Here is a 13,177-nt window from a genome sequence, read left to right as displayed (position 1 = left end):
CCGCGGGGGCCCTGATGACGGCCGGAGCGTCCCGATGCCATGACGTGATCAGGCTGTGACCGGTCGTTCGAGCAACGCCAGTGCCCGGCCGGGAAGTTCCGCCCGCTGATCTGCGGCTCCGCTGAGCCAGTGGACCCTGGGATCCCTGCGGAACCAGGAGTCCTGGCGGCGCGCGAAGCGCTTGGTGGCGCGTACGGTCTCGGCGCGCGCCTCCTGCTCGGTGCACTCCCCCGCCAGCTGGGCCAGCACCTGCTGGTAGCCCAGCGCGCGGGAGGCCGTCAGGCCCTCGCGCAGCCCCTTGGCCTCCAGCTCCCGCACCTCCTCCACCAGCCCGTCCTGCCACATGCGGTCCACCCGCAGCGCGATGCGCTCGTCGAGTTCGGGCCGCTGGACGTCCACGCCGATCTGCACGGTGTCGTAGACCGACTCGTGGCGCGGCAGGTTGGCGGTGAAGGGCTTGCCGGTGATCTCGATGACCTCCAGGGCGCGCACGATCCGGCGGCCGTTGCCGGGCAGGATGGCGCGCGCGGCGTCCGGGTCGGCCGCGGCCAGGCGGGCGTGCAGCGCGCCGCTGCCCTCGCGCTCCAGCTCCTCCTCCAGGCGGGCGCGTACCGCCGGGTCGGTGCCGGGGAAGTCCAGTACGTCCAGCGCCCCGCGCACGTACAGGCCGCTGCCGCCGACTAGGATCGGGGTACGGCCCTGGGCCAGCAGGCGGTCGATCTCGGCGCGGGCCAGGCGCTGGTACTCGGCGACGTTGGCCGTCCGGGTCACGTCCCAGATGTCCAGCAGGTGGTGCGGCACGCCCTGCCGCTCCTCGGGCGTCAGCTTGGCGGTACCGATGTCCATGCCTGCGTACAGCTGCATGGAGTCGGCGTTGACGACCTCGCCGTCCAGGTGCTGGGCGAGCGCGACGCCCAGATCGGACTTTCCGGCCGCGGTGGGGCCGACGACGGCGATGACCCGGGGGGCCTGGGCTGGGTTTCTCACGGCGTCAGTCTCGCAAACCTCGGGGCCTCATCTCGAACGAGCGACGTGACGGTCCGCCTTCAGGGTCGTTGCCTGTTGCGAGGTTCCGACAGCCGGTTTCCGGATCGGCTTGCGAGCTCGGCGCAATGGGGCGCTCCGGGCGACGCGGGATTTCGCCCACACGAGTCAGGTATGGAGTAGATATGGGCGTGTTTTCACGGTTTCGGCGTCGTAAGGACGAGGCGTCAACGGAAGAGGCTGCGGCCGCCACCGTAACGGCGGAGTCGGAGCCGGCCGAGGAGCCCGGCGACGAGGCCAAGGCCGAGCAGGAGGGCGAGAAGACCTCGTCGGAGTCCGAGGCCGCCAAGGAGGGCGAGGCGGCTGCCGCCGAGGGCGTCGAGATCCCCAAGCAGCAGTCGGCCCAGGCCGCTGCCGACAGCGAGGCCGGGGAGGGCGCCCGCAAGTAGGCGCATACGTCGCCGTTCGCACAGAACACGGGAAGGCGCCCATGGGCCTGCTGGAGGACCTCAGGGCCGGGCTCGGCCCAGGGCGGCAGCGGGTCCGGTACCCGCCGGAACTCAGAAACGGCCGCGGAGCGTGTGCTCCGCGGCCGTTCCGTGCCCGTCTCAGCCGGCCAGCGGGCTGCCGAAGCCCGTGGCGCCCGCCGGGGCGCCGAAGTACGCCGAGCCCTCACCGGTGAGGCCGGAGGCCGTACCGGGCAGGTTCCAGATCATCCCGGTGCCGTTTTCCCGCTCGGCCGTGACCGTCAGATCGGCCCGCCCGTCGCCGTCGGCGTCGCTCAGCAGCAGTTCGGAGCCGAAGCGGTCGTCCTTCTCCGCGTGGCCGGGCACTCCCGCGCTGTCCTGCGTGAAGAACTGCGCACCCGCAGTGGTGACCCCCGCGGCCGAACCGCGCAGCAGCGTCACCGCACCGGCGCCCCGCACCGCGGCGGTACCGCTCCCCAGCGTCTCCCCCGGCGCCCCGACGGCCAGGTCTGCGAAGCCGTCGCCGTCCACATCGCCGATGGCCAGCGCGTCGCCGAAGTTGTCGCCGTTCTCCGAGGTGCCCGGTACGCCCTCGGTGTCCTGGTCGACGGTGACCGTGCGCCGCCCGCCGCCGGAGTGCACGACGGTGACCCGCCAGCCCTCACTGAACGCCAGATCGCCCCTGCCGTCCCCGTCGATGTCGCCGATCGCGCTCTCCACGGTGGAGTCGATCTCGGCGACGGCCTCGGACGCCTCGGCGTCCGTTACGGCAGGGCCGATGCCGGCGGGCGTGCCGGGCATCCGGACCACGGAGTAGCTCGGGATGCCGCCCCCTTCCGGGTTCCAGCCGTTCACCACGGTGAGGTCGGCCCTGGAGTCGCCGTCCATGTCGGCCGCGAGCAGCCGGTGGATCCAGCCTCCGCTCCGCTGCGCCACCACGCCCGCGTGCCGGCCCGAGCGGGCGATCGGGCCCTTCACCAGCCGTACGGTGCCCCCGGCGGCGACGGCGAGGTCGCTCTGGCCGTCGCCGGTGAAGTCGGCCGCGGCCACAGAAGTCCCCACGCCCTCGGAGGGGTCGATGGGCACGGGGGCACCGGTGTCGACCGCAGTGCCGCCGGACAGCCCAAAGGCGCCGCCCCACAGGACGGTCACCGCTCCGCTGACGAACTGACCGGTCGTGACCTCACCGGGCACGCCGACCGCCAGGTCGCTGTAGCCGTCCTTGTCGAAGTCGCCGACCGACAGGGCCTTGCCGAAGCGGTCGCCGTCCTCGTCGGTGCCCGGCACACCCGGCGAGTGCTGGCCCAGGTCCACCCGCCCGCCACCGAAGCGCCCCGAGGCCGAACCGTAGAAGACCGTGACCCGGCCCCCCTTGACGTCGGAAGCCGCGGCCACATCGCCATACCCGTCACCGTTGAAGTCACCCCGGATACCCGGGGGCGCCGCCGACGCCACCGGCGCGGCCACCGACAGCAGCCCGGCCGCCAGCACACCCGAACAGGCCGTACTCCAAAGGACCTTGGAGGTTCTGCGCATACGTGTCGGTCTCCTCCGCATCCCAGAACCGCCGTTGAGGCGTGCTCCTGTGAACAGTGCGCAAAGAGTGACCCACGAGGCGATGACTTGGTTGTACGCGCAACGGAAGGGGAGCGGGCCGGGATCAGGACCAAGCGGCCACGAAGTAGCCCACGCCGTAAGGGAATTCATCCCGCAGCAGCTCGCCGCGCAGCCCCGCGCCCTGCGCGGCACCGGCCAGGACCTGCCAGCAGGCGCGGCCCGAGGCCTTGAGGTCGAAGGCGAGTTCCTCGTCCAGGGCGGTCAGCGCGTCGATGTCGGCGGCGCCCAGCGCGCGGGCCGCCTCGGCGTCGAACGCCTCGGCCCGGTCGTCGAAATAGCCGGGCGCCTTGACCGTACGGCAGGCACTCCCGTCGCCCATCACCAGCAGCGCCACCCGCTCCGCGGACGCCGCGATCTCCTGCCCGACCTCAAGACACCGGTCCCGCGTCAGCGGCTCGCCGACACCCAGCCCCTCCACCGGGGCATCGGCCCAGTCCGTACGCGCCAGCAGCCAGGCCCCGACGGACAGCGACAGCGGCAGCTCGCGCTCCGGAGTGTCCGCCGCAGCGCCCAGCCGTACGTCGACCGGCACACCGAACCCGCGGAAGGACCCCACAGCACCCTGCGGATGCGGCCCCCGCCCCGCCTGCTCGGCGGGCCCCAGAACCACCAGACGGTCGGGCCGCGCCGCCGCCAGCACTCCGACAGCATCCAGACAGGCGGCACGCAAGGCGTCCAGCTCACCCGCGGCACCCGCGGCAACCTCGGGCACGAGCAGGGGCGGACAGGGACAGACAGCGGCGGCTACGAGCATGTACGGCAGCGTAGCCCGAGAAGATCAACCACCGACCCCTGAACCCGACAAATCGGACAAACCGAACGGGCCGGAACGCGCCCGCCGACCACCCGACGAACCCAACAAACTGAACGGGAGGGGGCGCACCCACCGGCCACCCGACAAACCGACAGGAGGGGACGTGCCGCAGGGGCCGGTGTGCTGGACGTAAAGCGAAGCAGTCCAGCACACCGGCCCCAAAGGTACGTCCCCGGCACCACGACGAAACCGAAAGGCACCACGACGAACCCGAAACGACGAACCCGAAACGACGAAGCCGCAAGGCTTCAGTCGCAGCCGCACCCACCCGTAGGCGCGGGAGACGAAACCGGCGCCCCGATCGACGGCAGCCCCAGCATCACACCCTTCACCGGCTCCGCCGGCGCAGCCTGCCGCTTCTCCCAGGCATCCCCCGCCCGCGTACGCCGCACCGACAGCGGCGCCCCCTCGGCCAGCAGGTGGTGCGGCGCCGCGTACGTGATCTCCACGGTCACCATGTCGCCGGGCCGCACCGGCTCCGACGGCCGCGCGAAGTGCACCAGGCGGCTGTCGGGCGCCCGCCCGGACAGCCGGTTGGTGGCGTCGTCCTTGCGCCCCTCGCCCTCGGCGACCATGACCTCCAGGGTCTGGCCGACCTGCTTCTTGTTCTCCTCCCAGGAGATCTCCTGCTGGAGGGCGACCAGGCGCTCGTAGCGGGCCTGCACGACCTCCTTGGGGATCTGCCCCTCCATCTCGGCCGCGGGGGTGCCGGGCCGCTTGGAGTACTGGAAGGTGAAGGCCTGCGCGAAGCGGGACTCGCGCACCACGTGCATGGTCTGCTCGAAGTCCTCCTCGGTCTCGCCGGGGAAGCCCACGATGATGTCGGTGGAGATCGCGGCGTCCGGCATCGCGGCCCGCACCTTCTCGATGATGCCCAGGTAGCGGTCCTGGCGGTACGAGCGGCGCATCGCCTTCAGGACGGTGTCCGAGCCGGACTGCAGCGGCATGTGGAGCTGGTGCATGACGTTGGGCGTCTCGGCCATGGCGGCGATGACGTCGTCGGTGAAGTCGCGCGGGTGCGGGGAGGTGAAGCGGACCCGCTCCAGGCCCTCGATCTTGCCGCAGGCGCGCAGCAGCTTGCTGAAGGCCTCGCGGTCGCCGATGTCGGAGCCGTAGGCGTTGACGTTCTGGCCGAGCAGGGTGATCTCGGAGACGCCCTCGGCGACCAGCGCCTCGACCTCGGCGAGGATGTCGCCGGGGCGGCGGTCCTTCTCCTTGCCGCGCAGCGCCGGGACGATGCAGAAGGTGCAGGTGTTGTTGCAGCCCACCGAGATGGAGACCCAGGCCGCGTACGCGCTCTCGCGGCGGGTGGGCAGGGTCGAGGGGAACGCCTCCAGCGATTCGGCGATCTCGACCTGCGCCTCTTCCTGGACGCGGGCCCGCTCCAGCAGCACCGGCAGCTTGCCGATGTTGTGGGTGCCGAAGACCACGTCGACCCAGGGGGCCTTCTTGACGATGGTGTCGCGGTCCTTCTGGGCCAGGCAGCCGCCGACGGCGATCTGCATGCCAGGGCGCGCGGCCTTCTTCGGCGCGAGCTGGCCGAGGTTGCCGTAGAGCCGGTTGTCGGCGTTCTCCCGCACCGCGCAGGTGTTGAAGACGACGACATCCGCGCCCTCGGCGTCCTTGGGCGCGGGCACGTATCCGGCGTCCTCCAGCAGGCCCGACAGGCGCTCGGAGTCGTGGACGTTCATCTGGCACCCGTAGGTGCGCACCTCGTATGTCTTCGCACTCATCTCAATCGACCAGGGTACGTGGTCGCCCCCGGGCCGCGCCCCTCCCGTTTCCCGCACCTTTCCCGCACCGCCGCTCCCGCCTCGCAGCGGTGGTCCGCCGCAGTTCAGGGCCCGGGAGCCGCCGCCCCTCCCCATTCGGGCCCGCGCCTGGCAGGATCCGCCCCATGGTCACCGCACTCCCCCGCATCGGCAGGCGCCGGGCGCTCCGGATCGCCGCCGTGGCGCTGGCCGCCGCCGGGCTGCTGCTGTGGTGGCTGCGTCCGCTGGAGAGCGATCCGGTGCCGCGCGGGCGGGTCACGCTCGCGACCGGGGTGCCGACCGGGGTGTACGCGCGCTACGGGGAGCTGCTCCAGCAGGACCTGGCGCGCGACCTCCCCGAGCTGACGGTGCGGCTCAGCCGCAGCGAGGGGTCGCTGGACAACCTGCGGCAGCTGACGTCGGGCCGGGCCGGCTTCGCGATCGCGACGGCCGATGCCGTGGCGCGGTACCGGGAGAGGAAGGAGCCGGACGCGCACCGTCTGCAGGCCTGTGCCCGGCTGTACGACGACTACATGCAGCTGGTGGTGCCCGCGGGCTCCCCGGTCCGCTCGGCGAAGGACCTCCGGCGGATGCGGGTGGGGGTGGGCGCGGACGGCTCGGGCGTCCAGCTGATCACCAAGCGGCTGCTGAAGGCGGCCGGGCTGGACCTCGACCGGGACGTCCGGGCCGAGCCGGTGGGCATCGACCGGATGCCGCGGCTGCTGGAGGAGGGCAAGCTGGACGCCTTCTTCTGGTCGGGCGGGCTGCCCACCTCGGCCGTGCAGCGGCTGGCCGAGCGGCGTCCCGTACGGCTCGTACAGCTCGGGGACCTGATCGGAGCGCTGCACCAGCAGGGCGAGAGCTCCAAGTACTACCGCGCGGCCGTGATGCCGGCCGACGCCTATCCCCGTATCCAGGGCGGCAGGGCGGTCAAGACGATCGCGGTCGCGAACCTGCTGGTGACGCTGGACAGGGCGGACCCGCTGCTGACCTGGGGGATCACCCGCACGGTCATACGCAGCCGGGACTCCATCGGGCAGGAGGTGCACGCGGCCCAGAAGGTGGACCTGCGCACCGCCGTGTTCACCGACCCGCTGGAGCTGCACGAAGGGGCGCGGCGCTACTACCTGTCCGAGAAGCCGTGACCCGGCGCGGTGCCGTGGGCCGCGCCGCCCTCAGTGGTGCGGTTCCGTGCGCGGCACCGTGACGGTGACGCGCAGGCCGTGGGGGCGGCGCGGCGCGTAGGAGATGGTGCCGCCGGCCGCGGTGAGCAGGGCGCGGGCGATGGACAGGCCCAGGCCCGAGCCCGAGATGTTCTGGTGGCGGCCGCTGCGCCAGAACCGGTCGCCGACGCGGGCGAGTTCGTCCTCGGTCAGGCCGGGCCCGTGGTCGGTGACGGTGATGCGCACGCGGTCGGAGTCGGGGGTGGCGGCGACGGTGACCCGCTCTCCGGCGGGGGTGAACTTCAGGGCGTTGTCGACGACGGCGTCCAGCGCGCTGGACAGGGCGACGGGGTCGGCCCAGCCCGTCACGGCGGCCAGTCCGTCGTACTCCAGGCGCACGCCCTTGTCGTCGGCCAGCGGGCGCCAGGAGTCCACGCGCTCGGCGGCCAGCGCGGCGACGTCGGTGAGCTTGACGTCGGCGTCGGCGTGCTCGGCGAGCGCCAGGCCCAGCAGGTCGTCCAGGACGCGGGCCAGCCGCTTGGCCTCGGTGCGTACCGAGGCGATCTCCTCGTTGCCGTCGGGGAGTTCCAGGGCGAGCAGCTCGATGCGCAGCAGCAGCGCGGCCAGCGGGTTGCGCAGCTGGTGGGAGGCGTCGGCGACGAAGGCGCGCTGCTGTTCCAGTACGTCCTCGACGTTGTCGGCCATCTCGTTGAACGAGCGGGCCAGGCGGCGCAGTTCGGGCGGTCCGCCGGAGGCCACGACCCGGGACTTCATGCGCCCGGTGGCGATGTCGTGGGTGGCGGCGTCCAGGGTGCGTACCGGGCGCAGCACCCAGCTGGTGAGGCGGAAGGCCGCGCCGACGGCCAGCAGCATGGCGCCGCACTCCCCCGCGCCGATCAGCAGCCAGCCGTGCAGGATGCGCGAACGCATCTGTCCCGTGGGCGAGTCGGTGACCACCACGGCGACCACGTCGCCGTCGCGGATGACCGGCGAGGCGACCGGGACCCGGCCGTTGTCCCAGGGCCAGACCTGGCGCGGGTCGTGGCTGCGGCGCCCCGCCAGCGCCTCGCTGAAGGCCCGGGCGCCCTCGCCCGTGCGGGGCACCCGCCATCCCGCGGGGGCCGCCGCCATCGGTTCGCGGTCGCGGTAGAAGACGCCGGCCCGGATGCCGTACAGCTCGTGGTAGCGCTCGAGTTCGCTCTCCAGGGCGGTGAGGCGCTCGTCCTCGCCGATGGGCCCGGAGCGGCCGTCGGTGCCCTGGTCGTTCTGGCGGGCGGTGACGAACTGGGCGAGCGAGGCGAAGCGGGCCGCGTCGTCGATCCGGTCGACGACCACTTTCTGCTGCTCGGAGGCGGCCAGGAAGACCGCCAGCGGCAGGCCGAGCGCGAGCAGCACACCGGCCAGCAGGACGATGAGCAGCGGGAGGAGTCGGGTCCGCACGCGTCCGTACGGGCCTTCAGCGCGTGGTGGGCGGGCGCGACGGCGCCACGGGGGACGCCGGTACGACCAGGCGGTAGCCGACGCCGCGGACCGTCTCGATCAGCGCGGGCATGCGGAGTTTGGCGCGCAGCGAGGCGATGTGCACCTCCAGGGTGCGGCCCGTGCCCTCCCAGCTCGTACGCCACACCTCGCTGATGATCTGTTCCCGGCGGAAGACGACGCCGGGGCGCTGCGCGAGCAGGGCGAGCAGGTCGAACTCCTTGCGGGTCAGCGGGACGGTGGTGCCCTCCACCGTGACCTGGCGGGTGGGCAGTTCGACGGTGACGGCGCCCAGCCGCAGTGCGTCGTCCGCCGCCTGGCCGCGGTCGTCGGCGGGCGCGTCCTGGGAGACGGCCGGAGATCCCTGCCCCGGCCCTGAAGTGGTGCGCCGGCTCACCGCGTGAATACGGGCCAGCAACTCCCCTGTGTCGTACGGCTTGACGACATAGTCGTCGGCGCCGAGGTTGAGCCCGTGGATCCTGGAGCGCACGTCCGCGCGCGCGGTCACCATGATCACGGGGGTGCTGCACAGCTTGCGGATGCGCCCGCAGACCTCGAAGCCGTCCTGGTCGGGCAGGCCGAGGTCGAGCAGGACGACGGCGAACGGCGCGCCGGCGGCGGGCAGCAGCGCCTGGAGCGCCTCCTCCCCGCTGCGCGCGTGGACCACGTCGAAGCCGTGCCGGGCCAGAATCGCCGACAGGGCCGCGGCGACATGGTCGTCGTCCTCCACGAGCAGCAGCCGCATCGTCCCTCCTTCTCGCCGATTTCTCGCCGTTCTCGCGCCGTTGTCCCAGCGGTGCGCCGCCGGATTCCGGCCGGTCCCGCCGTGGGGCCCTGCGGCGCCGCCTCGCGCCCGCGGCCGCCCTGGCGGGTGCGGGGCGTCCCGTCGGGCACGCGCCGGGCTTTGTACGGACCTTCCGTACGGACACAGGGCATCTACGGCGATGGGCGGCCCGCCCGTCAAGAGGCAGCCGCTCGACACCGCCATCCGTTATCCAGCCGGTACGCCGCGACTACTCCACTCCACGCCCCCTTCACGCAGAGTGTCCCATCGCGGCCGGATCGTTATGCTCAATTTCCCCTCAGATGTAATGACGCTGGTCGCAGGGCGTCACTAGGGTCCTCCCCAACCGAGGAGGACGGAGCACCCGCCGATGAGCGAAGTATCGGTGACCAAGAACGCCGAGGGGCCGGCGCCGGCCGCCGACCAACTGGTCGTGCTGGACAACGTGAACAAGCACTTCGGCGCGCTGCACGTGCTCCAGGACATCGACCTGACGATCCGCCGCGGCGAGGTCGTGGTCGTGATCGGGCCCTCCGGGTCCGGCAAGTCGACGCTGTGCCGCGCCATCAACCGCCTGGAGACCATCGACTCCGGGGCCATCACCATCGACGGCAGGCCGCTGCCCCAGGAGGGGCGGGAGCTGGCGCGGCTGCGTGCGGATGTGGGCATGGTCTTCCAGTCCTTCAACCTCTTCGCGCACAAGACCGTGCTGGAGAACGTGATGCTGGGCCAGACCAAGGTCCGCAGGACGGCCCGGCCGGAGGCCGCGAAGAAGGCCCGTACGCTCCTTGACCGGGTGGGCGTGGGCAATCAGGCGGACAAATACCCCGCACAGCTGTCCGGCGGCCAGCAGCAGCGGGTGGCGATCGCCCGCGCGCTGGCGATGGACCCCAAGGTGATGCTCTTCGACGAGCCGACCTCCGCGCTCGACCCGGAGATGATCAACGAGGTGCTGGAGGTCATGCAGCAGCTCGCCCGGGACGGCATGACGATGGTCGTGGTCACCCACGAGATGGGCTTCGCGCGCTCGGCCGCCAACCGCGTCGTCTTCATGGCGGACGGCCGCATCGTCGAGGAGGCCGAGCCCAACCAGTTCTTCAACAACCCGCGCAGCGACCGGGCCAAGGACTTCCTCTCAAAGATCCTGCACCACTGAAATCCCCGCGACCAAGGGGAGTGAAGTGGCTCACGATGACTGCCAAGATCTGGGCAACACCCGCTGAACCAAAGGATGTTCACCATGAGGATGCGTAAGACGGCCGCGGCGGCTTCGGTGGTGCTCGCGCTGACCGCGACCGCGACGGCGTGCGGCGGCGAGTCGGGCACGGCAGGCGACAAGCCCAAGGGCGAGAAGGTGTTCAGCGGCAGCTACGCGGTCGCGAAGGACGTGAAGGTGGACTCGCCGACACTGAAGAAGGCCCAGAAGGCCGGCAAGATCGTCATCGGTGCCAAGGCCGACCAGCCCTTCCTCGGCTTCCAGGACACCCAGGGCAACCGCTCCGGCTTCGACATCGAGATCGCCAAGATGGTCGCCGCCGACCTCGGCTTCTCCGAGAAGCAGATCGAGTTCAAGACCGTGGACTCCAACGTCCGCGAGACCTCGATCTCCAAGGGCCAGGTCGACCTGTACGTGGGCACGTACACCATCAACGACGACCGCAAGAAGCTGGTCGGCTTCGCGGGCCCGTACTACACCGCGGGCGCCGACCTGCTGGTGCGCATCGACGAGAAGGACATCACCGGGCCGACCACCCTCAAGGGCAAGAAGGTCTGCTCGATCGTCGGCTCGACGCCGCTGCGCGAGATCAAGCAGGCGAAGTACGGCGCGGAGACCACCGAGCTGTCCAAGTACTCACTGTGCGTCAAGCAGCTGCTGGACCGCCAGGTCGACGCGGTCACCACCGACGACGCGATCCTCAAGGGCTACGCCGCCGAGCGGCCCAAGAAGCTCAAGGTCCTCAACAAGCCGTTCACCACCGAGCCCTACGGCGTCGGCATGAACAAGGACGACAAGGCGCTGCGCCTGGCGGTCACCGACGCGCTGGAGAAGCACATCAAGAACGGCGACTACAAGAAGGCGTACGAGGGCACGCTCGGCAAGTCGAACTCGGCGTACAAGGAGCCCAAGACGCCGCTGCCGCGCGACTGACACACCGCCGGCGCACTCTCCGGCACGCCCGCTGCCCCGTCACGCCCCGTACGCCCGCCGCGGCGCGCGTACGGGGCGCGGTGCCTCGTGTCCGCGGCCCCGTATCCCGTCGGCAACGCCCGTACACCCGTGGCCAGGCGCCGAGTTGACGCCGCCACGAAGCAGACCTGAGACCGGCCAGAAGCCGATCTGACCGCCACCGCGGAGAACCCATGAACGTACTCCTCGATAATTTCCCACAGTTCCGCGACGGATTCCTGGGGACCCTGTCGCTCACCGCGGCCAGCGCGGCACTCGCCCTCGTCCTGGGCCTGATCATCGCCGGATTCCGGGTCTCGCCCGTCCCGCCGCTGCGCGCCTTCGGCACCGTATGGGTGACGCTGCTGCGCAACACCCCGCTGACGCTGCTGTTCCTGGTGGCGTTCTTCGTGATACCGCAGATCCTCTTCCCCGGCACCAGCCCCTTCCTGCTGGCGACGCTGGCGCTCGGCTTCTACACCTCCTCCTTCGTGTGCGAGGCGGTGCGCTCCGGCATCAACACCGTGCCGCTGGGGCAGGCGGAGGCGGCCCGCAGCATCGGGATGACCTTCATCCAGACGCTGCGCATCATCGTGCTGCCGCAGGCCACACGGACCGTGATCCCGCCGCTGAGCAGCATCTTCATCGCGCTCACCAAGAACTCCGCGATCGCCGGCGCGTTCAGCAACGTCGAGCTGTTCAACATCTCCAAGGACCTGAGCGACCGCGGCCAGGCGATCGGCTGGATCTTCCTGTGGATCGCCCTCGCCTACTTGATCATCACCTTCGCCATCAGCGGTCTGTTCCGCCTGCTGGAGCGGCGTCTGGAGGTCGCCCGATGAGCTCTAACGTCCTCTACGACGCCCCCGGGCCCAAGGCCCGTCTGCGCAACCGGATCTACTCCGTCGTCGGCGGGCTCGCCGTCGCCGGCCTGATCGTCTTCGCGGTGCTGCGGCTGAACGCCAAGGGCCAGTTCGCGCCGGAGATGTGGGACATCTTCAACAACGCGGGGGTACGCACCAACATCCGCGACGGCGTGCTGACGACCCTTCAGGTCTTCGCGGTCGCCGCGGTGCTCTCCCTGGTCCTGGGCGTACTGCTCGCCGTGGCCCGCCTCTCGGACCACAAGCCGGTGCGCTGGGTGGCCACCGCGTTCATCGAGCTCTTCCGGGCCGTACCGCTGCTGATCACCATCTACGTCCTGTGGGTGCTCTTCCTCACCTACAAGTCCGAGCTGGGATTCACCGGCGAGGGGACGCAGTTCTGGGCGCTGGTGATCGGGCTGACCGTCTACAACGGCTCGGTGCAGGCCGAGGTGCTGCGCGCGGGCATCAACGCCGTGCCCAAGGGGCAGCGCGAGGCGGCCTACGCGCTGGGCATGCGCAAGACGCAGGTCATGACGACCGTGCTGGTCCCGCAGGCCGTCCGCTCGATGCTGCCGACGATCATCAGCCAGCTGGTGGTGACCCTCAAGGACACCTCGCTGGGCTACGTCATCACCTATCAGGAGCTGCTGTTCGCGATCCAGCAGATGGCGGGCAACATCCTGATCAACGACGAGAACCCGTACTTCCCGATGATCCTCGTCGGCGGTGTCATCTACGTCGCGATGTGTCTGCTGCTGTCGGCGCTGGCCACCTGGATCGAGCGGCGCGGGCGCCGGGCCAAGACCGGTATCGCCGTCGCACCGGCCGAGCAGCCGGTCGCCGCCACGGACGCGCTGGACGTGGTCGACGGCGCGACGACCGAAGGGCCCAGGGCCCAGCCGCCGGGTGGTATCGAGGACCGACGGCCGGACGGAGAGGGTGACGGCCCCGCGGGCCGCGCAACCTGACAGTATGACGTTTCTTCAGGGTGCAGTGGCACTCGTGCCGCTGCCCCCGTCACTTGACGCGGGCGCCCGCAATGGGTTGCATACGCTGTGTGATCGCGCACCGGGCTCCAACTGCCA

Annotated in this window: 12 protein-coding genes; 6 read left to right on the top strand and 6 right to left on the bottom strand. The window is 71.2% G+C overall.

What is annotated here, in order from left to right:
- Positions 1-48: 48 nt before the first annotated feature.
- Positions 49-987 (bottom strand): tRNA (adenosine(37)-N6)-dimethylallyltransferase MiaA, encoded by a 939-nt coding sequence (gene miaA / locus AC4IJH_RS22595; RefSeq protein ID WP_490853633.1) that lies wholly within the window; start codon positions 985-987, stop codon positions 49-51.
- A gap of 182 nt (positions 988-1,169) precedes the next feature.
- Between miaA and AC4IJH_RS22590 the strand changes: the two genes are divergently transcribed.
- A complete protein-coding gene (locus AC4IJH_RS22590) occupies positions 1,170-1,433 on the top strand; it encodes a gliding motility protein (protein ID WP_490853632.1) in 264 nt (87 codons plus the stop codon).
- Positions 1,434-1,592: 159 nt separating this feature from the next.
- On the opposite strand, the gene AC4IJH_RS22585 is transcribed toward AC4IJH_RS22590, so the two are convergent.
- The 3 genes from AC4IJH_RS22585 to miaB form a co-directional block, all read right to left on the bottom strand.
- Positions 1,593-2,987 (bottom strand): FG-GAP and VCBS repeat-containing protein, encoded by a 1,395-nt coding sequence (locus AC4IJH_RS22585; RefSeq protein ID WP_490853631.1) that lies wholly within the window; start codon positions 2,985-2,987, stop codon positions 1,593-1,595.
- A gap of 124 nt (positions 2,988-3,111) precedes the next feature.
- Positions 3,112-3,822, bottom strand: a complete 711-nt coding sequence (locus tag AC4IJH_RS22580; protein ID WP_490853630.1) for a class III extradiol dioxygenase subunit B-like domain-containing protein — start codon at positions 3,820-3,822, stop codon at positions 3,112-3,114.
- A gap of 308 nt (positions 3,823-4,130) precedes the next feature.
- On the bottom strand, positions 4,131-5,615 hold the full coding sequence (gene miaB / locus AC4IJH_RS22575; RefSeq protein ID WP_490853629.1) for a tRNA (N6-isopentenyl adenosine(37)-C2)-methylthiotransferase MiaB: 1,485 nt from the start codon (positions 5,613-5,615) through the stop codon (positions 4,131-4,133).
- Between the two features lie 164 nt (positions 5,616-5,779).
- Here miaB and AC4IJH_RS22570 point away from each other — a divergent pair, with 164 nt between their 5' ends.
- The gene (locus AC4IJH_RS22570) at positions 5,780-6,778 is read left to right on the top strand and encodes a TAXI family TRAP transporter solute-binding subunit (protein ID WP_490853628.1); all 999 of its coding nucleotides are present in this window, start codon (positions 5,780-5,782) and stop codon (positions 6,776-6,778) included.
- Positions 6,779-6,808: 30 nt separating this feature from the next.
- Here the strand turns inward: AC4IJH_RS22570 and AC4IJH_RS22565 are convergent, their stop codons facing one another.
- The gene (locus AC4IJH_RS22565) at positions 6,809-8,236 is read right to left on the bottom strand and encodes a sensor histidine kinase (RefSeq protein WP_490853627.1); all 1,428 of its coding nucleotides are present in this window, start codon (positions 8,234-8,236) and stop codon (positions 6,809-6,811) included.
- Between the two features lie 16 nt (positions 8,237-8,252).
- Complete coding sequence (locus AC4IJH_RS22560; RefSeq protein WP_490853626.1) at positions 8,253-9,020, bottom strand: response regulator transcription factor; 768 nt, start codon at positions 9,018-9,020, stop codon at positions 8,253-8,255.
- Between the two features lie 409 nt (positions 9,021-9,429).
- On the opposite strand from AC4IJH_RS22560, the gene AC4IJH_RS22555 reads away from it, so the two are divergent.
- The 4 genes from AC4IJH_RS22555 to AC4IJH_RS22540 all read left to right on the top strand — a co-directional run bounded on the left by AC4IJH_RS22555 (position 9,430) and on the right by AC4IJH_RS22540 (position 13,060).
- Entirely contained in the window at positions 9,430-10,215 is a 786-nt protein-coding gene (locus AC4IJH_RS22555; RefSeq protein WP_490853625.1) for an amino acid ABC transporter ATP-binding protein, read from the top strand.
- A gap of 84 nt (positions 10,216-10,299) precedes the next feature.
- Positions 10,300-11,208, top strand: a complete 909-nt coding sequence (locus AC4IJH_RS22550) for a glutamate ABC transporter substrate-binding protein (RefSeq protein ID WP_490853624.1) — start codon at positions 10,300-10,302, stop codon at positions 11,206-11,208.
- 212 nt (positions 11,209-11,420) lie between these two features.
- Positions 11,421-12,068, top strand: a complete 648-nt coding sequence (locus AC4IJH_RS22545; protein WP_490853623.1) for an amino acid ABC transporter permease — start codon at positions 11,421-11,423, stop codon at positions 12,066-12,068.
- Positions 12,065-13,060: an amino acid ABC transporter permease gene (locus AC4IJH_RS22540; RefSeq protein ID WP_490853622.1), complete on the top strand. Its 996-nt coding sequence runs from the start codon at positions 12,065-12,067 to the stop codon at positions 13,058-13,060. The genes AC4IJH_RS22545 and AC4IJH_RS22540 overlap by 4 nt, the downstream gene beginning before the upstream one ends.
- Positions 13,061-13,177: the final 117 nt, after the last annotated feature.

It is taken from the genome of Streptomyces sp. UF-297 (assembly GCF_058245575.1).
Note: the sequence above shows the minus strand (reverse complement) of the source record. Positions and strands in the feature narration are given on the sequence as shown.